The sequence below is a fragment of the Filibacter tadaridae genome (assembly GCF_900609045.1).
GTDB classification, from domain to species: Bacteria; Bacillota; Bacilli; order Bacillales_A; family Planococcaceae; genus Sporosarcina; species Sporosarcina tadaridae.
This window is the reverse complement of the sequence record NZ_UXAV01000045.1, coordinates 47,998-67,930: the sequence shown is the minus strand read 5'-3', so window position 1 is coordinate 67,930 and position 19,933 is coordinate 47,998. Positions and strand designations below refer to the sequence as shown.

22 protein-coding genes are annotated in these 19,933 nt (G+C 39.7%); 17 read left to right on the top strand and 5 right to left on the bottom strand.

The window, feature by feature from the left end:
* The first annotated feature begins 216 nt into the window (after positions 1–216).
* The 4 genes from FILTAD_RS14935 to FILTAD_RS14920 all read left to right on the top strand — a co-directional run bounded on the left by FILTAD_RS14935 (position 217) and on the right by FILTAD_RS14920 (position 3,230).
* On the top strand, positions 217–975 hold the full coding sequence (locus FILTAD_RS14935; RefSeq protein ID WP_124071780.1) for a hypothetical protein: 759 nt from the start codon (positions 217–219) through the stop codon (positions 973–975).
* A gap of 149 nt (positions 976–1,124) precedes the next feature.
* Entirely contained in the window at positions 1,125–2,033 is a 909-nt protein-coding gene (metA, locus tag FILTAD_RS14930) for a homoserine O-acetyltransferase MetA (RefSeq protein WP_124071779.1), read from the top strand.
* A gap of 79 nt (positions 2,034–2,112) precedes the next feature.
* Positions 2,113–2,370, top strand: a complete 258-nt coding sequence (locus FILTAD_RS14925; RefSeq protein WP_203229729.1) for a PepSY domain-containing protein — start codon at positions 2,113–2,115, stop codon at positions 2,368–2,370.
* 143 nt (positions 2,371–2,513) lie between these two features.
* Positions 2,514–3,230, top strand: a complete 717-nt coding sequence (locus FILTAD_RS14920) for a YetF domain-containing protein (RefSeq protein ID WP_238988264.1) — start codon at positions 2,514–2,516, stop codon at positions 3,228–3,230.
* A gap of 53 nt (positions 3,231–3,283) precedes the next feature.
* Here the strand turns inward: FILTAD_RS14920 and FILTAD_RS14915 are convergent, their stop codons facing one another.
* Positions 3,284–4,480: an NAD(P)-dependent malic enzyme gene (locus FILTAD_RS14915; protein WP_124071777.1), complete on the bottom strand. Its 1,197-nt coding sequence runs from the start codon at positions 4,478–4,480 to the stop codon at positions 3,284–3,286.
* A gap of 379 nt (positions 4,481–4,859) precedes the next feature.
* Between FILTAD_RS14915 and FILTAD_RS14910 the strand changes: the two genes are divergently transcribed.
* The 4 genes from FILTAD_RS14910 (at position 4,860) to FILTAD_RS14895 (ending at position 7,074) form a co-directional block, all read left to right on the top strand.
* Positions 4,860–5,651, top strand: coding sequence for a VLRF1 family aeRF1-type release factor (locus tag FILTAD_RS14910; protein WP_124071776.1), 792 nt, complete (start codon positions 4,860–4,862; stop codon positions 5,649–5,651).
* A 103-nt stretch (positions 5,652–5,754) separates the two neighbouring features.
* On the top strand, positions 5,755–6,330 hold the full coding sequence (locus tag FILTAD_RS14905) for a TetR/AcrR family transcriptional regulator (protein ID WP_124071775.1): 576 nt from the start codon (positions 5,755–5,757) through the stop codon (positions 6,328–6,330).
* 80 nt (positions 6,331–6,410) lie between these two features.
* On the top strand, positions 6,411–6,758 hold the full coding sequence (locus FILTAD_RS14900; RefSeq protein WP_415579268.1) for a DMT family transporter: 348 nt from the start codon (positions 6,411–6,413) through the stop codon (positions 6,756–6,758).
* Position 6,759: 1 nt separating this feature from the next.
* A complete protein-coding gene (locus tag FILTAD_RS14895) occupies positions 6,760–7,074 on the top strand; it encodes a DMT family transporter (RefSeq protein ID WP_124071774.1) in 315 nt (104 codons plus the stop codon).
* A gap of 35 nt (positions 7,075–7,109) precedes the next feature.
* On the opposite strand, the gene FILTAD_RS14890 is transcribed toward FILTAD_RS14895, so the two are convergent.
* On the bottom strand, positions 7,110–7,775 hold the full coding sequence (locus FILTAD_RS14890) for an HAD family hydrolase (protein WP_345788913.1): 666 nt from the start codon (positions 7,773–7,775) through the stop codon (positions 7,110–7,112).
* 106 nt (positions 7,776–7,881) lie between these two features.
* Here FILTAD_RS14890 and FILTAD_RS14885 point away from each other — a divergent pair, with 106 nt between their 5' ends.
* Positions 7,882–8,790 (top strand): RluA family pseudouridine synthase, encoded by a 909-nt coding sequence (locus FILTAD_RS14885; RefSeq protein ID WP_124071773.1) that lies wholly within the window; start codon positions 7,882–7,884, stop codon positions 8,788–8,790.
* Positions 8,791–8,899: 109 nt separating this feature from the next.
* Here the strand turns inward: FILTAD_RS14885 and FILTAD_RS14880 are convergent, their stop codons facing one another.
* Positions 8,900–9,538 (bottom strand): spore coat protein, encoded by a 639-nt coding sequence (locus tag FILTAD_RS14880; protein WP_238988263.1) that lies wholly within the window; start codon positions 9,536–9,538, stop codon positions 8,900–8,902.
* Between the two features lie 177 nt (positions 9,539–9,715).
* Between FILTAD_RS14880 and FILTAD_RS14875 the strand changes: the two genes are divergently transcribed.
* From FILTAD_RS14875 to FILTAD_RS14865, 3 genes are all read left to right on the top strand, one after another.
* Positions 9,716–11,002: a glycoside hydrolase family 18 protein gene (locus FILTAD_RS14875; RefSeq protein WP_124071771.1), complete on the top strand. Its 1,287-nt coding sequence runs from the start codon at positions 9,716–9,718 to the stop codon at positions 11,000–11,002.
* A gap of 511 nt (positions 11,003–11,513) precedes the next feature.
* Positions 11,514–12,902, top strand: coding sequence for an NADP-specific glutamate dehydrogenase (gene gdhA / locus FILTAD_RS14870; protein WP_124071770.1), 1,389 nt, complete (start codon positions 11,514–11,516; stop codon positions 12,900–12,902).
* 167 nt (positions 12,903–13,069) lie between these two features.
* On the top strand, positions 13,070–14,278 hold the full coding sequence (locus tag FILTAD_RS14865) for an argininosuccinate synthase (RefSeq protein ID WP_124071769.1): 1,209 nt from the start codon (positions 13,070–13,072) through the stop codon (positions 14,276–14,278).
* A 182-nt stretch (positions 14,279–14,460) separates the two neighbouring features.
* Here FILTAD_RS14865 and FILTAD_RS14860 read toward each other — a convergent pair whose 3' ends face one another.
* Complete coding sequence (locus FILTAD_RS14860; RefSeq protein ID WP_124071768.1) at positions 14,461–14,841, bottom strand: collagen-like protein; 381 nt, start codon at positions 14,839–14,841, stop codon at positions 14,461–14,463.
* Positions 14,842–15,050: 209 nt separating this feature from the next.
* Between FILTAD_RS14860 and FILTAD_RS14855 the strand changes: the two genes are divergently transcribed.
* Entirely contained in the window at positions 15,051–15,236 is a 186-nt protein-coding gene (locus FILTAD_RS14855) for a hypothetical protein (RefSeq protein ID WP_148085405.1), read from the top strand.
* Positions 15,237–15,298: 62 nt separating this feature from the next.
* On the opposite strand, the gene FILTAD_RS14850 is transcribed toward FILTAD_RS14855, so the two are convergent.
* Positions 15,299–16,096, bottom strand: a complete 798-nt coding sequence (locus tag FILTAD_RS14850) for a histidinol-phosphatase HisJ family protein (RefSeq protein WP_124071766.1) — start codon at positions 16,094–16,096, stop codon at positions 15,299–15,301.
* 102 nt (positions 16,097–16,198) lie between these two features.
* Between FILTAD_RS14850 and hisZ the strand changes: the two genes are divergently transcribed.
* The 4 genes from hisZ to hisB are packed head-to-tail and all read left to right on the top strand — an operon-like array spanning position 16,199 to position 19,927.
* On the top strand, positions 16,199–17,449 hold the full coding sequence (gene hisZ, locus FILTAD_RS14845; RefSeq protein ID WP_124071765.1) for an ATP phosphoribosyltransferase regulatory subunit: 1,251 nt from the start codon (positions 16,199–16,201) through the stop codon (positions 17,447–17,449).
* Positions 17,437–18,063 carry an ATP phosphoribosyltransferase gene (gene hisG, locus FILTAD_RS14840; RefSeq protein ID WP_124071764.1) on the top strand — a complete coding sequence of 209 codons (627 nt, stop codon included), beginning with the start codon at positions 17,437–17,439 and terminating at the stop codon, positions 18,061–18,063. Before hisZ ends, hisG begins: the two co-directional genes overlap by 13 nt.
* 6 nt (positions 18,064–18,069) lie before the next feature.
* Positions 18,070–19,353 (top strand): histidinol dehydrogenase, encoded by a 1,284-nt coding sequence (gene hisD / locus FILTAD_RS14835; RefSeq protein WP_124071763.1) that lies wholly within the window; start codon positions 18,070–18,072, stop codon positions 19,351–19,353.
* Positions 19,343–19,927 (top strand): imidazoleglycerol-phosphate dehydratase HisB, encoded by a 585-nt coding sequence (hisB, locus tag FILTAD_RS14830; protein WP_124071762.1) that lies wholly within the window; start codon positions 19,343–19,345, stop codon positions 19,925–19,927. The genes hisD and hisB overlap by 11 nt, the downstream gene beginning before the upstream one ends.
* Positions 19,928–19,933 lie beyond the last annotated feature (6 nt).

Genomic DNA, 19,933 nt, shown 5'->3' with positions numbered 1-19,933 from the left:
CGCTTACTTTCCGCTCCCTGCAAGTTGGAATCCAAAACCGGGATTCCAACTTGCAGGGAGCGGTTACTATTTATTCACCCACAAACATTTTACTCATACGCCTTGTTAGCAAAAAAGACCCGTTAAATTATATAAGACACGTAAGATAGATATTATGCCAAATACTATCGTCCTTGTCAAAACGTGCATAAGATACGATGACAAGGAGGTTATAAAATGGGATTGTTTATAAACAACGGTATGCACCCGGATGTCTATAAAAATGAACGAAAGATGAATGAACCAAACCAAAATGATTTCAAGAGCAACGCAATGGAAGAATGGATGGCTGAACAGAAAAAGATTCATGATTTAATTCACCAAAATTTGAATTCGCTTGATAAATCCGTCAGACAACAAAAAAATACACAAATACAGCACTGGAAAACAATTAGCAACAATTTTGCGGATCTTACAGAACACAACAAGCGTCATTTGAAGTTCGAAAATGTCGTTATGGAATCATTGACGAAACTACACTCCAAAAATAAAGACTTGCAAAGAATGGTATCTAATGAGCGTTTAGTCGATCAGAAACTTATTGAAAAGATTGAACAGATCAACCAATCGAATCTAGAAATAACAGGACAACTGAAAAAATCCGATACTGTTAATGAAGATTTCTCAGTGAAAATAACGGAACAAATTGATCAACAAAAGCAATTAGCCCAACAAATCTCGAAGCAAGAGACGATTCAAAATGTCGTATTAAGTCGTTTGGATACCCAAGAAGGGTTGACGGAGAAAATATTAAGGCAAATGGATAACTTTAGATCAGTTTTATACGAACGGACTCACTTTCTAGCTGAAAAAATTGAGAATATCTACAATCGCACATCTGTCCACCGAATTAAATCAAAAACTGGAATAAGGCAAGCCCTGATAGAAAGCAAGTTGGGTGAAAAACCGGAAGAAAAGAAAAAAGTCATTAAATAATTATTTAGCGTAACAGCGTGTTCAATGAAATGATTAATATCAGTATAATTCATATATTCACACGACCCGTCATGCTAAACTATGCATATGGGTCATTTTTGTATGATTTCAACTGAAACTATTGGTTCAAAGAAAAGGAGCGATATCAATTGCCGATAAACATACCTAAGCAATTACCCGCCAGAGAGCGATTATTAGAAGAAAAGATATTTGTAATGGATGAAGAACGCGCAGTGAAGCAAGATATCCGTCCTTTAAGCGTCTTGATTTTAAATTTAATGCCAGAAAAAGAGAGAACAGAATTGCAGCTGCTACGACTACTTGGGAATACACCGCTACAGGTGAATATTACATTCATGAACATGGCAACACATGAATCAAAAAATACAAGCAAATCCCACTTGGACACATTTTATGAGACATTTGAAGATGTAAAAAATCGGCGCTTCGATGGAATGATCATTACCGGTGCACCGATTGAACATTTAGCATTTGAAGACGTAAATTATTGGGATGAATTAAAAGACATCATGAATTGGTCAAAAGAGAACGTAACATCTGTCTTACATATTTGTTGGGGTGCACAAGCCGCATTGTATCATCATTATGGAATAGGCAAATATAAGTTGCCGGCAAAATGCTTTGGTGTATACAAACATAATGTGTCAAATCCAACAATTAAGTTGGCCCGTGGTTTCAACGACGAATTTACTGCACCTCATTCTCGTTATACAGCGGTTTCCATAGAAGAAATCGAAAAAGACCCTCGTCTAACGCTTCTTTCTAAATCTGAAGATGCAGGGGCATTTATTATCATTTCAAACGATGAAAAACATATTATGATTACGGGACATTTGGAATATGATGCAACCACACTTGCTGAAGAATATAATCGGGATCTTCAAAAAGGAGTGGAAGTCGCCCTTCCAGAAAACTACTTTCCGAATGATGAAGTAACTAATCAGCCACCAAATTCGTGGCGGTCGCATACGCATTTATTGTTCTCTAACTGGTTGAACTATTACGTTTATCAAGAAACGCCATACGAATGGAAATGATCAATGGATGATTGATGCACACTTCCCTTCCTTCTGAATAGTATGGTAAAGACGCAATCACCAAATGGGAGGGAAATCGTTGACGAATCAACATTGGTACGGTCAAGATCATTATTGGGAAAACCATTGGCAAAATCCTAATTATCGTAGAATTTCAATTGAACAGGCGATGGCAATTGCAACGGAGCAAGTACCAGGCCAAGTCGTTAAGGCAGAACTTGATTACGACGATGGAGTTTTGCTATATGAAATTGATATTCGAACTTCTCAAGGCGTTAAATACGAAGTGAAAATTCACGCGGCTACCGGAGAAATTTTGAGAGTCAAACTGGATTAAAAAACATTTTAAGATACAACAACCCGTTGTATCTTTTTTTGCTTTCAATCATTTTAAAGTGAAAACAAAATGACCTTTATAACCCAGATGTATAGGAATTCTTCGTAGTGGAACACTTCCCATACATGGAGGTGATTATTTAAATGAATATAGAAGTAATGATGAAATTGGATTTTTGGGAAATGATTTTTAGGACGAGTTGTGCATTCGTGGCGCTACTTATTCTTACACGGGTTATGGGGAAAAAACAGATATCACAACTGACGTTTTTCCATTATGTAACGGGTATTACAATAGGTTCCATCGCGGCGAATATCGCGGGTGAATCTGAAACGCCATTTTTAAATGGATTGGTATCGATGATATGGTGGGCCCTATTGACGATGCTAATGAGTTTTATAGCTTTTAAATCGAATAAGGCAAGTATCCTATTAAACGATCAGCCAACAATTGTATTGAGAGATGGGAAAATTCTAGAAAAGTCATTAAAAAAGTTGCGACTGGATATGAACGAGGTAAACATGATGCTAAGAGAACAGCAGATTTTTTCAATTAAAGATGTAGATTATGCAATACTTGAGATAAATGGGAATTTAAGCGTGTTGAAAAAAGCAGGTCAAGAAACAGCAACAAAAACTGATATGAAGGTCTCCTCCCCAAAGGCTAAATACCTTCCTACTGAGATTATTTTGGAAGGAAAAATGGTGGAGAATAGTCTAACCGAATTAAACCTGACATCTGAATGGGTTTATGAACAATTAAAAAAACAAGGAATTGGTAATATCGATCATGTATTTTATGCAGAAATTCAAACGGATGGAAGCCTACATGTAGATTTGAACTCCGAAAAAGAAAAGTGAAAAACAGCGCTGAAAACCGGCTAAACCGTTTTTTGTAGCGCTGTTTGTTTTCATTATTGAACAGCAAGGTTACGTAAGATTGAGATGCCAGAACTTATTGCAGCTTCACTTACAGCTTGTGCGACAACTTTTGTGATCCGATGATCAAATGGGTCGGGGATAATGTATTCATCTGTTAAATCGGCATCGTCGATTAAGGAAGCGATAGCATAGGTTGCGGCCAGTTTCATGCTTTCATTTATTTCAGTCGCCCTTACATCGAGAGCGCCCCGAAAGATGCCTGGAAACGCCAGTACATTGTTCACCTGGTTTGGGTAATCGGAACGACCCGTCGCAATAATCCGGACACCAAATTCTTTTGCTAGCTCAGGTGCAATCTCAGGATTTGGATTTGCTAAAGCAAAGACGATCGGATCACTATTCATACAATCGATTAGTTCTTTCGTCAAAATGTTGGCAGCAGATACGCCTATGAATACATCTGCACCTGCCATAGCATCTTGCAGAGAACCAGTTAAGTGAAGTGAATTCGTTAGTTCAGCTATTTCATGTTTAATCGGATTCATCGCATTGGGACGCCCTTTATAAATAATACCTTTTGAATCACAAATAATAATGTTTTCAAAACCGATAATCCGAAGTAATTTTGTAATTGCAATACCTGCAGCACCCGCACCATTGACGACTATTTTAACGGTGTTGATTTCTTTTCCGACGACTTTTAGTGCATTTAATAAGCCCGAACCAACGACAATAGCTGTTCCGTGCTGATCGTCATGAAATACAGGTATATCACATTCCTCACGTAATCTCTTTTCGATTTCGAAGCAACGAGGTGCGGAGATGTCTTCCAGATTGATACCCCCGAATGTTTGGCTAATGATTTTAACCGTTTGTACAATTTCATCAACATCTTTTGTTCCTAGACAGATTGGAAATGAATCGATACCCGCATATCTTTTCAATAGCATTGCCTTTCCTTCCATTACAGGAAGAGCCGCCTGTGGACCAATATCACCGAGACCTAATACGGCAGTTCCATCCGTAATGACTGCTACAAGGTTTCCTTTGATTGTGTAGTCGTACACAAGGGAAGGATTATTCGCTATCTCCAAACAGGGATCAGCTACACCCGGAGAATATGCCAAACTAAGGTCATGTGCATTTTCCAACGGCACTTTTGAAATGGTTTCCATTTTCCCTTTGTAAAGTCGGTGCATCTCGAGTGAATCACGATAATAGCCAGTCATTCAACCTACCCCATTCTGTCCTTTTTTTGTTAAGCGTAATACTAAATTATTACCACAAGTCAAGAAGTAACGCAAGGTGGAAAATTCAATCAAGTACAACTATTATGATTAGTTAAGCGTTTTCAATACCTTTGTTAATGGATTTCTATGATAGGGGACTATTTTAAAAAAATTCAAATAACAAATGTTGAACGAATGATTCTATATAATCTCCAGCGAAGGCGCCAAGCGTTGTTGAGAGGATTCTTTATGTCAAAATATATAGTTGATTTGCTTATGCTTAGGCAATTATAGCGTTTAATGAAAAAAACACCTGTTTTGAAAGACAGAGCAAGGGTATGCAAGTAATGAAGCTAAACCTAAGGAGGTTGAAGGATATATGTCATTAAGCAAAGAACTTCAAACCCTGAAAGAATTTCGCTGCGATGACCGTTGTGTATTGAGTGTGTATTTAAACACGAACCCAGCTGATCCTGAACAGCTGAATGGTGCGTGGAAAATCCATTTGAAGAATGGATTTAGCCGTTTTGATGAATACCTTGCTGCTTCAGAAGACAAAGAATTGAAAGCGTACAAAGCGGTTAAGGACAAGGTTGTAAAAGAAATTGAAAAAAACCAAAGTGATTTAAGCAAAGGTGTCGTAATTTTCGCTGCAAATGACCCCGAAATATGGTCGGTACATTTTGTGCAAGTACCGGTCAAAACAAGCTTCCATTGGGAAAATCATCCTGTGACGGAAGAACTGGAATATATGTTGAAGGCTTACCCGGAAGCGGGCATCGTATTGCCAAGCTTTGGAGAAGTTCGCATATTGGACACTGCAATGGGCGTTGTCAAGGATGAACTAACGTTTGCTTTCGACTCTGGTTTGGAAGTTTGGTCGGAGCAAAAAGGAGTCAAGTCCTCAATTCAACGTGGTACCGGGGAAGGACATTCAGATGGTTTCGATCATCGTCTTAAAGAAAACCTCGAAAGATTTTACAAGGGAATGGGCTCAACCGTAGAGAAATTGAAAAAAGAGCGTGGTTGGAAGGAAATTCATATTGCAGGAGAAGCGGAACTTGCCAACTCTTTCGCCAAAACCTTACGTGAGAAACCGCAAAGCTGTATTTATAAAAATTTAAATAACGTTGCAGCAGGTAAAGTCCTTGCTGCGGTGTTCGAGAAATAAAATAAGGCGGGTATTCTTCGACTAACCGGTTGAAGAATACCTGTTTTTAATTTTTTTATGTTATAATGAATGACAGTCAGTCATAACAGTGAGGAGGATGACAATGAATAAAAAAGAATTAATTGTACAGGTAGCTATCCAAGTGTTCCGAGATCAAGGAATCGAAAAAACGAAAATATCGGATATTGTGAAGGCGGCAGGAATTGCACAAGGTACATTTTATTTATATTTTCCCTCGAAATTAGCATTGATGCCTGCAATTGCTGAAGTAATGGTTGAGAAAACATTGTCAATCGTACAGGAAACTGTACAAGACAATGCCCCTTTTTCAGTTAAAATAGAACAAATCATCGATGCCATTTTTCTTGTAACACGGGATTACCATGAAATACAAGCGCTTATTTATTCCGGCCTTGCGTCAACTGAACATTTAAGGGAATGGGAAACTGTTTATGCTCCTTTTTATAAATGGATAAGCGAGCGATTAGAAGAGGCGAGGGAACAGGGAATCATACGTGAATCCATTTATTGTGATCGTACGGCAAAATTAGTAATTGGGCTTGTAGAATCTGCCGCAGAACAAATTTATTTATATGATTCAGAACAAGACGACCAAGCACGTGTTCAAAAGGCAGAAGTTAATGAGTTTTTAATACATGCGCTGGGTATTAAATTTTAAACTGGATGTCAGAACCTGCCACTGGGAAAGTTAATAGCAGCATATGAATGACAGTCAGTCATAAACAAGGAGAATTAATTATGAATAAAGCATGGTTTGCCGTCGGGATGACAAGCTTTTTTGAATTGGTATGGATTTATGGATTCAATACAGCAAGTGAATGGTGGCATTGGATTTTTATTATAGGTTTTATTATTTTGGACTTTCATTTCCTTACGATAGCTTGTGAAACACTTCCGACAGGAACGGTATACGCAATTTTTGCGGGTATCGGAACTATTGGAACATCGTTAATGGATGTATTACTGTTTGGTGGCAGCTTAAGCGGTGGGAAAGTTTTCTTTATTGTCGTACTCGTTATCGGCGTTATTGGACTAAAACTGGCTGATGATAATGAGGAGAAAAAATCGAAGGAAGGAACTGTATAAAATGGGTTGGCTTTTTGTGTTTTTTGCAGCGGTAAGTGAGATTCTCGGAGTAGTCGGGCTAAAGAAATATAGCCAAAGTAAAACAATGGGAAGTGGTCTTCTTTATGCGGGTGGATTCGGCAGTTCTTTCTTATTTTTGTATATAGCGTTTAGGTATTTGCAAGTAAGTGTTGCATACGCAGTATGGATTGGTATTGGAACAGCGGGTGCCGTTATCATCAATATGATTTTTTTCGGAGAGTCGAAAGGGAAATGGCGTATCGCAAGCGTTTTTTTGATTATCGTTGGGGTTGTCGGTTTAAAAGCACTATCATGAAAGATAAAAGCGAAGCCAATTAGCGGCTTCGCTTTTTAGATGATTTCCCAAGACCGTTCCTTGGCAATTGTCCGCAACCTTGGTTCAGGACGCACGGCAACTGGATTTCCCACAAGTTCAAGAACGGACAAATCAGAGAAACTATCCCCATATGCAAAACTGTTTTCCCAATCGATTTCTAATCCATCCAGTGCTAGTTTGATTTTTTCATTTTTCCGAGAACCTTGCACATGGAAAATAGGTGTCTGACTATCAATGGATTGTTCTTTCATCGGGATGTCTGTTCCGATAATCGTATCGAATTGCATTCCGCCCGTCACTGCATGGAGTAAGTGTGTGTATGCACCAGACACAAGCATGATATGTATATTGTCAGCGGCATGCTGATTGAAACGGTTCACAACAGCTGGATTAAAATCTTGTTGCACCTTATCTGTCATCTCCTCGAAAAAGGCGACCAATTCCTCGTTGTTTAAATGTGCCAGTGCATCCAAATAGATTTGCATGGAACGTTCTTTCATTTTGGATTCAGGGACAATTTTCATTTTATAACCAATGAAAGGAGGCAAGAGAGAACGGAAAAAACGATTGTATTTTGTATGGTGAACAGGGTGTGATTTCAAATGCTCCATTAGTAGTTGAAATGTCTCTTTTGCATACAAAGTTCCGTCAAAGTCAAATATTGCAACACGTATACCCATTATCTATTCCTCCATCTTTGAAATTAATTCCTTTATTCATCATACAGTGTTTGTATTGTTGGAGCAATTTGAGCATAATGGAAGAAGAGAGTGAGGCGTTTTGGATATGAGAAAAAATCAAAAAAATGAACCCAAACGAAAAGCAGATACATTTCTTCACACGGTGAAGGAGCCGATGGAGTTATTGCCGTTTCTTTTACAGACAATGGCGAAAAGTAGTCGGAACTCAGTAAAATCCATATTGACAAGGGGGCAAGTGACAGTCAACGGGAAAATGGTGACACAGCATAATTATCCATTGCAGCCGGGACATACCGTTGCCATACTGACAAATCAGGCCGCTTTAAAGGAAAGTGTCTTGGATGGAATTGAGATTTTACACGAAGATGATGATATTATCGTCATTACAAAAGATTCGGGTATACTGTCTGTCGCAGCTAAGGATCAACACGAAATGACTGCCTATAAACAGTTGAAAGAATACGTCAAAGAAAGTAACCCGTACAATAAAGTCTTCGTAGTGCATCGGTTGGACAAGGATACATCAGGTATAATGCTCTTTGCAAAAAGTGAAGACATAAAGAAAAAGTTGCAGGAAAATTGGCAGGAAGTCGTGAAAGAGCGTCTTTATACTACCTTGGTAGAAGGTAATGTCAAAAAAGATCAAGGTAAGATTTCATCTTGGCTCACTGAAAGTAAAACGTTTAAAGTGTATTCAAGTCAAGTCGATAATGGGGGACAGCATGCGATTACCCATTACAAAAAAATTCGTTCAAACAAGAACTTTACTTTGCTCGAAGTGGAATTGGAAACCGGTCGTAAAAACCAAATTCGTGTTCATATGGAAGAACTCGGCCATCCTGTAGTCGGGGATAAGAAATACGGCTCCACAGTAAGCCCCATTAAGCGTCTCGGTTTACACGCAACTGCGCTAGCGCTTGTTCATCCACGAACTGGAGAACTTATGCGTTTCCATTCAGCAGCACCACAGAACTTCTCAACTAAGTTAAAGTAATCGATGCATATTGTGAATTCAATTTTAGATTCAACGGGACAGTGAACAATTCCCAATATAAACAGGCACCCACTGTAGGTAACGTGGGTGCCTGTTTATATTGGACTTGTTATTGAATGTTGTTATTCGGCATTCCAGGTTGGCCTTGGGCAGGTGCAAATGCGTTCAATAATTGTTGCATGTCTTGTTGGGCGAGTTGTGGTACTTGATAATAGTGATGCTTATTTTGATAAATTGAAAGTTCGTATGCCATTTCAATGCAGTTCGGTATGGAATCCGCGAGTACTCTCCGAACAACTGGATTACATGTTTCGAGTGCAGACATCGTTTTTGCGGATGCAGCTGTTTTGCACGCTCCAAGTAAAAACCCTGAAATGATTTCATCAGAAATTTCATCTGCCGATTGAATCGGTTTTTTTGGTGGTGATTCTTTCATGCCATACACGAAGTCATTGCCTTGTTTCATCTCGTAACTTTGTGTAGGTTGTGTAGGATCCTGTCCGGTTTTGAAACACTCGACCGTCGTATTATATTCGTTCAACGTGAAACGATATTGACGATCTAAAATGTCAAGAAGTTCAGGATCTTTGACATGTGATCGGAGCAACATGGCCTGATTCAGGGCTGCAACAGTGCCGGACAGTACCTCGTGGACATCAAATAATTCATGCCCGCCGTGATTCATCTGTGGGGGAACGTTTCCCGAATGCATGTTTAGATGTGTTTCACCAGTTTGATTTTGGGTCACTCTTTTTTGCCTCCTCGACTTATTTTCTAAACCTTTAGTAGTATGGATAAAGAAGAGAAAGGTATTCATGAAAAAAATGAATGAACGATGTTCAACACGTTTTTATACATAATCTTCGGTCTGCAAAAATAGGATAAGGTATAGCTATTTTATTTGTAGGAAGGTAGATGATTTTACGTGCAAATTCATGTTGTTCAAAGAGGGCAAAGTTTATATGGCATTGCAAGAAGTTATGGAATTACTTATCAGGAGATTGCGACGGCGAATGAGCTTCCAGACCCATCACAATTAGTTGTTGGGCAAGCTTTAGTCATCCCGATTATAGGAAGTTATCATTGGGTTCAACAAGGTGAATCACTCTACGCCATTGCTAACTCCTATGGAATGACGTATGAAGAACTCGCCCGCGTGAATAATATATCTCCGAACGCGATACTTCATATTGGTCAACGGCTTTATATTCCTGCACGACCGAAAAAAACAATTCAATCATTATTGTACGTTGAGCCAAGAACGCCTGTTACTGAAACGATGATTGATGTAGTAAAGAATCGAGTGGATGCATTAACGTATCTTGCCATGTTTAGTTATAAAGCGCAACGTGATGGGTCGCTTAAAGCACCGACAATCGACGATATTCCGGAAATCGCAAAGTCGGCTGGAGCTACGAATGCACTTGTTGTTAGTAATTTAGAAAATTATGCGTTCAGTGCAGATCTCGCCCATGAAATATTTACAAATGAGGCTGTTCAAAATCGGTTATTTGATAACTTAATTCAAGTTGCCAAAGAAGTAGGATATAAGGATATCCATTTTGACTTTGAATTACTTCATCCCGAAGATAGGGATTTGTATAACAATTTTTTAAGAAATGCAAGAGATCGTATACATTCGGCGGGATTAACACTTTCTACAGCACTTGTACCTAAAGCAAGTGATATAAAAACTGGCATATATGGTGCTCACGATTACAAAGCACATGGTGAAATCGTTGACTTTGTTTCTCTTATGACCTATGAGTGGGGCTATACGTATAGCGATCCACAGGCTGTTAGTCCTATCAATCCAGTGCGTGAAGTTGTTGAATACGCAGTCAGTCAAATCCCTAAAAACAAAATTTTTCTGGGTCAAAATCTATATGGTTATGATTGGAGTTTCCCTTTACCTTCAGAAGGAGGAAGCGCGGCAAAAGCAATCAGTCCCCAGCAGGCGCTGATGATTGCGCTACAGGAAAACGTCGCCATTCAATATGACTATGAGGCGCAAGCACCTCATTTCCGCTATACAGATGACGCAGGGGTTGTTCATGAAGTATGGTTTGAGGATGCACGGAGTATTCAAGCTAAATTCGACTTGATAAAGCAATTTGATTTACGTGGAATCATGTACTGGAAGCTAGGCTTGTCATTCCCGCAAAACTGGCTGTTGCTAAAAGATAACTTCATAATCGAAAAACTAAGTTGAAAAAGAAAGAATGAGCCATAAGTGCTTTTGCACTTATGGCTCATTCCTTCTTTTATTACTCCTTATTAAGGTAATTCATAAAAGTTTGTAGAAATTCGACATCCGGATTGAAAAGTAGAAGAGGTAGAAAAGCGAAAGTCATCACCAGCATTACATTTGCCCCTATAAATGTACGCACTATCTTTTTGAATTTCATACTTCTTCTCATCCTTCCTGGACTCAGCGATTTTCAAATACATCGGTATGAAAAAAAGCGTATACTCTCTTTCAAATCATATGTTTGAATAGTGTAATAATACACTTATTTTCTAAAAAATCAACTATTTTTTATTAGCATCGACTGCATGCAATTGCCACTTAAATGCAAAAATATAAAATATATTTCGTTTTCATATTGAATCTTTTCTAATTTTCAGCGATAATAGTAAGAAATGGTGGAATGGAACAAATATTCAATCACTGAAAGGGAGAATCAATGGATTCTCTTTTTATATTCTACAGGAGGAGCTGAATGCGTTTGATAAATTCAACTGAAGTTCAATTAGAGATTAAAAACAAGGCGAATGATTACGTCCATGAAGTATATGCTTTGGTAAAGAAAAGAAATCCCGATGAAGCAGAATTCCTACAAGCAACGAGAGAAATATTCGATTCCCTCCGTCCAGTGTTTGCCCAACATCCTGAATATATCGCAAATGGAATACTTGAACGCATTACCGAACCTGAACGAATTATTACGTTTCGCGTAGCGTGGGAAGACGATCAAGGAAAAGTACATGTGAATCGTGGCTTTCGTGTTCAGTTCAATAGTGAACTTGGTCCTTACAAAGGCGGAATCAGATTCCACCCGACAGTGAATAGTAGCATTATGAAATTTCTTGCTTTCGAACAAATATTTAAAAATGCTTTAACCGGTCAACCGATAGGAGCAGGAAAAGGGGGCTCCGACTTTGATCCAAAAGGTAAATCAGAACGTGAGGTGATGCGTTTCACACAAAGCTTCATGACTGAACTAAGTAAATATATTGGACCTGATACGGATGTACCGGCAGGGGATATAGGTGTAGGAAAAAGGGAAATCGGTTACATGTTTGGGCAATACAAGCGCTTAAGGGGCGGCTATGCTGCGGGCGTTCTAACGGGTAAAGACCCTCAGCATGGTGGAAGTCTCGGTCGAAAAGAAGCAACTGGATATGGAACCATCTATTTTGTTGAAGAAATGTTGAGAGGAAAAAACCTGCAATTCCGGGGTAGTACGGTAGTTGTGTCGGGTTCGGGAAACGTCTCTACATATGCGATGGAAAAGGCAATTCAACTTGGTGCGAAAGTTGTAGCATGTAGTGATTCAAGTGGTTATATTTATGATGGAAATGGTATCGACGTCGAGACGGTAAAACGTTTAAAAGAGAATGCTAATAGACGGATATGGGAGTACGTGAAGGATCATCCGACTGCAGAGTATCATGAGGATTGTTCTTCGATTTGGTCAATTCCATGTGATATCGCATTGCCGTGTGCTACTCAAAATGAGCTGGATGAAGCAGCTGCCGATTGGCTTGTTATAAATGGCGTCAAAGCTGTTGGTGAAGGGGCGAATATGCCATGTACAAAAGAGGCGATTGACGTATTTCAAGAGAATCACGTTCTTTTCGCGCCTGCAAAGGCTGCAAACGCAGGCGGAGTAGCAGTCTCAGCAATGGAAATGTCTCAAAACAGTATGCGGCTTAACTGGACATTCGAAGAAGTTGATCAAAAACTGCATCAAGTTATGAAAGACATCTATCAGAGCTGTATAAATGCAGCAGATGATTTTGGGCATCCCGGTAATCTAGCAATGGGTGCAAATATCGCAGGATTTTTAAAAGTAGCAGACGCAATGGTCGGCCACGGCATTAATTAACTGTAATGATTCATAGTGAAAAACGAAAACACGATAGCATTTTGTGTTCTCGTTTTTTAATTTGTAAAAAAATCGAAAAAAGGATTGTATTAATCCAAAAACATGGTATTATAAAAATACAGTTATGTGTATAAACATTCACTCGCGGATGAAAGGGGATTATTCATATGGAAAAGAAAAAAGTGGTTTTAGCATATTCTGGAGGTTTGGATACATCAGTAGCAGTACAATGGTTGACGGATCAGGGTTATGCGGTCATTGCATGTTGTTTGGACGTGGGGGAAGGGAAAGACTTGAATTTCATACAAGCGAAGGCTTTACAAGTCGGTGCGGTGAATAGCTATGTTATTGACGCAAAAGAGGAGTTCGCCAATGAGTATGTAAGATTAGCGCTGCAAGGACATACGATGTATGAAGAGAAATACCCACTCATTTCAGCGCTTTCCCGTCCTTTAATCTCCAAGAAATTGGTTGAAGTGGCACATAAGGAAAATGCAACTGCTGTCGCCCATGGATGTACGGGAAAAGGCAATGACCAAGTCCGTTTTGAAGTGGCTATTAAAGCGCTTGATCCTTCATTGGAAGTGATTGCTCCTGTGCGTGAATGGAGTTGGTCTCGTGAAGAGGAGATCAATTACGCCAAAGAGAAAAATATCCCAATTCCAATCAATTTAGATAGTCCTTATTCAATTGACCAAAACTTATGGGGCCGTAGTAACGAATGCGGCATCCTAGAGGATCCTTGGGCTGCCCCACCAGAAGGTGCATATGGACTGACGGTTGCAATTGAAGATGCCCCCGATACGCCGGAATTACTCGAAATTGAATTCGAAAAAGGTATTCCGACGAGCATTAATGGGACGACATATCCACTTAGCGAGCTTATTCTTCAGTTGAATGATCGTGCGGGAAAACATGGAGTTGGTCGTATTGATCATGTGGAAAATCGACTTGTCGGTATAAAATCCCGTGAAGTGTATGAATGCCCCGGTGCCATGACACTTCTAACGGCACATAAAGAATTGGAAGATATTACGCTTGTTAAAGAATTAGCCCATTTCAAACCGATCATTTCACAGAAATTAAGTGAACTCATCTATAATGGATTATGGTTTTCACCTCTCAAAAATGCGCTAGAAGCTTTTATAGAAGAAACACAGCAGTTTGTTAACGGGACTGTCCGTGTGAAACTATTTAAAGGCCATGCGATAGTAGAAGGCAGAAAGTCTGCGAACTCGCTATATGATGAAAAGTTGGCAACGTATACTGCCGATGATGAATTTGACCAATCTGCCGCTGTTGGCTTCATCAAGCTTTGGGGCTTGCCAACAGAAGTGCATAGTATGGTTAATGAAAAGAAGACTGTGAAAAACTGATTCTGTATGAACCTCAAAACCCTCTCACCTATTGGTTGAGAGGGTTTTGAATTTCATAGGAACTCTGTGTATCTTTTGTATGGCTAATTCGCCTATTGTTCATGGCGTATGATTGATTTGAAAAAAATAATTCGAGAAAAACAGCCCAAATACCCAAAAATGAGCGTAGCTGTTTCAATTCGTTACGAACATTGGAATGAAATGATTCGATCTAAATCTGTTCCCCAAGGAATCCAAATATAGCCGTTCCATTTATAGCCCGAGACGGTGTTGCGGTCAATATACGTAGGGTAAATCCAGAAAGATTGGTGGTTGCTTAGCAATATAAAAGTGTTTCTGTTTAGGCAACCCACCAAAGCCCCTGGGTCAACGGTGAGTGTACCCATCTGTTTTTGTTGTGGAACGATTGCAGGTGGCGGGCTGGTCGGTCTATCCTTTTCCTCGGAAGCTTCCTGTGATAGTTCGGTGCTTGATTCATTTGACATCCCAGGGTAATGTGGTCGACCATATAATTGTTCGTCCTTATCAGATCCCGACTGGAATGGTAATAGATTGTCAGTCAAATTGGTTTCCCTCCTTTTCATACACTGTCGAGTTAGTATATGTGAAACTCATAGATAGGTACCTTGAACATCAGGCAATTGAGGATTACGGTAGAATGACCATAAGTTTTACAAAGAAAAGTTTCGATGTGGAAAATACGTTTATAGCTGTCGAGATGTAGCCAAGTAAAAGCTGAAACTGCTATACTTGTATGAACTGGGGGGTTATTATGATGAAATCCAAATACATTGATATTGCATTTATTATTTTCATGGGTTATTTTGCGTACAACCGTTTCATGAACGATCAAACTGGAATTGCTATATTGTTTGTTGTACTCTGCCTCATGAATGTTTTAACATTTATTATGAAAACGAGACAAGCAAAAACAGAAACAAAGTCAAAGCCCATGTGAATTGCGTAAAAATAAATAAAAAGAGGAGTCCTATGATTACCAAGGGCTCCTCTTTTTGGCGTTCAAAGTAATTGTTCAATTGAATGGAAAGAAGGTTTTTGCTGATCAAATGTAGTGATGTACTTAAATCCAATAGTTTGTAATAGTTGAAGAGATTCCTTGAACTGAAAAGCAATATCCGTTTCCCGATGCGCATCAGATCCCACTGTTATAATTTCTCCACCGCATTGTTTGTAGAGTTTTAAAATATCATCACTGGGCAACCCACTCGGTAACCCGTAACGAACACCAGACGTATTCAACTCGATTCCTTTGCCGGCGGGGATGAGTACGTTGAATAACTCCCGCAACTCCGTGTGGAAGTTATTATCGACCTCTTCTTTCGCATAACGTTTTATAAGATTGACATGGCCAAGTACATTGTATTGATTAAAATTCTTTACACAATAAGTCAATTCATCATAATACGTCTTATAGGCTTCTTCAACAGTCTTCCCAATGAAAATATCCCCGTAATGCAACCCTTTTCTCTCAACCGTATGCATGGAGCAGATAACAAAATCGAATGCCTCAGCAGTTATCAGTTCTTCATAGCGTTTTAACAGATGAGGTTGCACACCTATCTCTACACCTTTTTTTATGCGGATGCGTTCCGCGTATTTTTTTTGTAGTTCTTTAATTTCAGTGTCGTAGGCATGCAAATCGAACTCAAAAACAATTGATTCATCTGGATAATCGTAATCGATATGCTCTGTGAAACAGATTTCTTCCATTCCTTTTTCAATCGCTCCAATAACCATTTTCTCTGTTGAAATTGAACAATCCGCCGAAAAATGGCTATGCATATGATAGTCAAACATTTTAAATCCACTCCTTCTATTGACATTATACAGTAATACATTTATAGTATTAATTAACTTCATCATGGTAAAGCGTTAAAGTATAAGGGGGCTAATCGAATAATGTATACGGATTATCGATTGAATGATGAGAATCTCATTGACTATCAAAAATACGAGCAGATTATTCTCACGATCAGCAAACGATTTATGACATATGGCTACACGCGTATCCAAACACCAATGTTCGAACAATACGATTTGTATACGAAGGTGACAAGTTCAATTCATCAAAATGAAATGATGAAAGTAATTGATGGTACGGGGCAGGTGTTAGTGTTGCGGCCAGATGTGACAATACCGATTACACGACAACTGGCAGCTGGAATTTCTGAGCTACGAAACGAGTATCGCTACTTTTACGTGCAAGATGTATTTCGTCAAACTTTTGATGGTCAGGGGAATAGTCAAAGAACGCAAGCAGGTGTGGAATACTTTGGTGTGAGTTCCCCTGAAGCCGATGCGGAAGTTATCGCACTCTCTTGCCAAACAGTAACGGATCTAGGGCTACAAGATTGTAAAATCGAAATAGGTCATGCAGGATTCTTTAATGAATTAATTTCGGAGATGAATTTAACAGCGACACAAGTAAAAATGCTTACTAAAATGATTCAAGCAAAAAATGTAACTGAAATCGAATCCTTTATCCTGGATTTACCAATCGGAGAAAAAGTGAAGAAAGCCATTATGATGATACCTTTTCTTTATGGAAAACCGGAAGAAGTTCAATATAGGGCAGCAGAAATTGCTTTTACACCCAATTTGAAAAATAAACTTGAGCATTTGGCAAAAGTGGTTGAACTTCTGAAATTGTATGGGTTGGAGGATTACCTTGTCTTAGATTTAGGGCTCATCAATCATATGGGGTATTACTCGGGTATTATCTTCCAAGGCTTTGTAGAGCACATAGGAAAACCGGTATTAATGGGCGGTAGATATGACCAACTTGGCAATGAATTTGAAGCGGAAATTCCCGCGATTGGATTCGCCTGCGAAATCGATTCGCTTATTGAAGCTTCGGCAAACCGACTAGTGGAATCGCCCATTCAACTAGACGCGAAGATTATTTATGACTCCGCTTGTATTAGCCAGTCCATCCAACTTGCAAATGAATTACGAGACCAGAACTATAGGGTATTGTCATTACCTTCGCAGAAAAAGGTATTTAATCACCAACAGAGTACATGCACAATATATCTTGAAGAAGCAAGCCATTCTCTTCTTTACCAAGAGAAGAAAACACCTTTCGTGAATAGTAGTGAAGTTGTACGGCTATTGGAAGAAGAAAGGGGGACCTATAATTGTGTGCTGTAACGTTAGCTCTAGCAAAAGGACGTACTGCAGATCGAATGATGGAGTTATTGGCGAAGGCAGGAATCCAGTTTCCAGATTTTCATGCTACATGTAGGAAGCTTGTTCTAAACTCCGAAGACGGAACTATTAAATTACTGTTTGTCAAGGCGGTCGATGTACCGACTTATGTGGAAAAAGGAGCGGCGGATATTGGAATCGTTGGGAAAGACACAATTATGGAGGAACAACCGAACGTCTATGAATTACTCGATTTCAAGGTCGCGAAATGTCAGATTGTCGTAGCTGGCTTCGAGGGGAAACAGCCGGAAAAAGACAAAGTAATAACTGTTGCAACGAAATACCCTTCGATTGCAGAAAGGTTTTTTGTGGAAAAGGGTATTCGGACCGAACTGATTAAATTGAATGGTTCGATTGAGTTAGCGCCGCTTATTGGAATGTCAGATGTTATTGTCGATATCGTAGAAACGGGAAGCACGTTAAAAGAGAATGGGTTAGTCATTTTAGAGACGATTGCGGACGTCAGTGCCAGACTTATCGTCAACAAAGCAAGTTTTGCTACGAAGACCATTCAAATCCAGCAATCCATCAAGAGTTTAAAAGGCGTATTGGAGTGATAAGTAGTGAGAATTGTAACGATTGAACAATTTAGAGATGAAAAGAAAAGGAAGAACATAAGAGATGATGTGGATGTAGACCAAACTGTACTTGAAATAATTAGACATGTTCAAAAAGATGGTGATAATGAGTTGCGTACTTATACGGAACAGTTCGATGGTATTCGTTTGGCGGAAATAAAAGTTTCAGAGGAAGAATTCGAAGAAGCACAAGCTCTTGTTACGCAGCCATTCATTGATTCATTAAGAAGAGCGATGAGAAATATTCAAGCTTTTCATGAAGTGCAAAAAGAGCAATCGTGGTTTACAACAAGTGACGACGGTATTTTACTCGGACAAAAGGTGACTCCGATGGAAAGTGTCGGGGTGTATGTACCGGGCGGGAAGGCATCTTATCCGTCAACTGTTTTAATGAATGTTATCCCGGCAAAAATTGCAGGCGTAAAAAAGATTGCAATCACAACCCCTCCACGGCGGGACGGTAAAGTGGACCCACACGTACTTGTAGCGGCCATGGAGACCGGGGTTAATGTTGTTTATAAAGTGGGCGGGGCACAGGCGATTGCTGCCCTGGCGTACGGTACGGAAACAGTCCAAAAAGTCGTGAAGATTGTTGGGCCCGGGAATGTCTATGTTGCCCGTGCAAAAAAGTGGGTTTTCGGTGATGTTGCGATTGATATGATAGCAGGTCCGAGTGAAATCTGCGTCTTGGCAGATGATAGTGCTGTACCTCGTTTCGTCGCCGCCGACCTTTTATCGCAAGCTGAGCATGATGAACGAGCGACTGCAATTTGTATTACAACAAGTAAGGAATTTGCAGAGTCTTTGAAGGACGAAATAGAGCAGCAGATGAAGTCAGTGGACAGAATGGATGTTATTGAAAAATCGATAACTGATAACGGAAGAATCATCGTTGTTAATGCGCTAGCGGAAGCATTTGAGTTAGTGAATGAGTTGGCTCCCGAACATCTACAGCTGATGATTGACAATCCCTTGGACCAGCTCCGGTTCATCCAAAACGCGGGTGCGATATTCATTGGGAATTATTCTCCTGAAGTATTGGGTGATTATATGGCGGGTCCAAATCATACGTTGCCGACAAGTGGCACTGCTCGATTTTCTTCACCACTCGGTGTCTATGATTTCATGAAAAAGTCAAGCGTCATTCAGTACTCAGCACAGGCATTGGAAAGTGTGACAGATGCAATCATTACACTTGCAGAAGCGGAAAGGTTAACAGCTCATGCAAATTCCATAAGGGTGAGAAAGGTGGATGGGAATGCGCAGTGAATCAGTTGTAAGACGGACGGAAGAGACAGCCATTGAAATGGAGTTTTCAATCGATGGTAGTGGGCAGACAGCTATCCATACCGGCCTTGGTTTTCTTGATCATATGCTGACCTTATTCACAAAACATGGTCGATTCGATTTAACGGTCGAATGCAATGGCGATATTGAAGTCGATCAGCACCATACGGTTGAAGATATCGGCATTGTGCTTGGGCAAGCGTTCAATGGAAGTATCGGAACAAAGGAAGGAATTGAACGTTACGCAACGGTCTCAACACCGATGGACGAGGCGTTATCGACTGTTTCACTAGATATTAGTGGACGACCGTTTTTAGTTTATAATGTTGAAGGGTTGAAAGAGAAGGTTGGGGATTTTGATACAGAGTTAGTGGAAGAGTTTTTCCGTGCATTTGTTAGCCACGCAAAAGTGACATTGCATATCAATCTGAACTACGGGAAAAACAGTCACCATATGATAGAAGCAATTTTCAAAGGATTTGGCCGTGCATTGCGATTGGCAAGTGTTATTGACCCGGATGTGAAAGGGATACCTTCAACAAAGGGGATACTGTAAAAGGGG

What these genes read in the sequence shown, in the direction of transcription:
- FILTAD_RS14935 (WP_124071780.1), top strand. Translation starts at nt 217, where the DNA reads ATGGGATTGTTTATAAACAACGGTATGCACCCGGATGTCTATAAAAAT.
- FILTAD_RS14920 (WP_238988264.1), top strand. Translation starts at nt 2,514, where the DNA reads ATGAATATAGAAGTAATGATGAAATTGGATTTTTGGGAAATGATTTTT.
- FILTAD_RS14915 (WP_124071777.1), bottom strand. Translation starts at nt 4,480, where the DNA reads ATGACTGGCTATTATCGTGATTCACTCGAGATGCACCGACTTTACAAA.
- FILTAD_RS14910 (WP_124071776.1), top strand. Translation starts at nt 4,860, where the DNA reads ATGTCATTAAGCAAAGAACTTCAAACCCTGAAAGAATTTCGCTGCGAT.
- FILTAD_RS14905 (WP_124071775.1), top strand. Translation starts at nt 5,755, where the DNA reads ATGAATAAAAAAGAATTAATTGTACAGGTAGCTATCCAAGTGTTCCGA.
- FILTAD_RS14900 (WP_415579268.1), top strand. Translation starts at nt 6,411, where the DNA reads ATGAATAAAGCATGGTTTGCCGTCGGGATGACAAGCTTTTTTGAATTG.
- FILTAD_RS14895 (WP_124071774.1), top strand. Translation starts at nt 6,760, where the DNA reads ATGGGTTGGCTTTTTGTGTTTTTTGCAGCGGTAAGTGAGATTCTCGGA.
- FILTAD_RS14890 (WP_345788913.1), bottom strand. Translation starts at nt 7,775, where the DNA reads ATGGGTATACGTGTTGCAATATTTGACTTTGACGGAACTTTGTATGCA.
- FILTAD_RS14885 (WP_124071773.1), top strand. Translation starts at nt 7,882, where the DNA reads ATGAGAAAAAATCAAAAAAATGAACCCAAACGAAAAGCAGATACATTT.
- gdhA (WP_124071770.1), top strand. Translation starts at nt 11,514, where the DNA reads ATGCGTTTGATAAATTCAACTGAAGTTCAATTAGAGATTAAAAACAAG.
- FILTAD_RS14865 (WP_124071769.1), top strand. Translation starts at nt 13,070, where the DNA reads ATGGAAAAGAAAAAAGTGGTTTTAGCATATTCTGGAGGTTTGGATACA.
- FILTAD_RS14855 (WP_148085405.1), top strand. Translation starts at nt 15,051, where the DNA reads ATGATGAAATCCAAATACATTGATATTGCATTTATTATTTTCATGGGT.
- FILTAD_RS14850 (WP_124071766.1), bottom strand. Translation starts at nt 16,096, where the DNA reads ATGTTTGACTATCATATGCATAGCCATTTTTCGGCGGATTGTTCAATT.
- hisZ (WP_124071765.1), top strand. Translation starts at nt 16,199, where the DNA reads ATGTATACGGATTATCGATTGAATGATGAGAATCTCATTGACTATCAA.
- hisB (WP_124071762.1), top strand. Translation starts at nt 19,343, where the DNA reads ATGCGCAGTGAATCAGTTGTAAGACGGACGGAAGAGACAGCCATTGAA.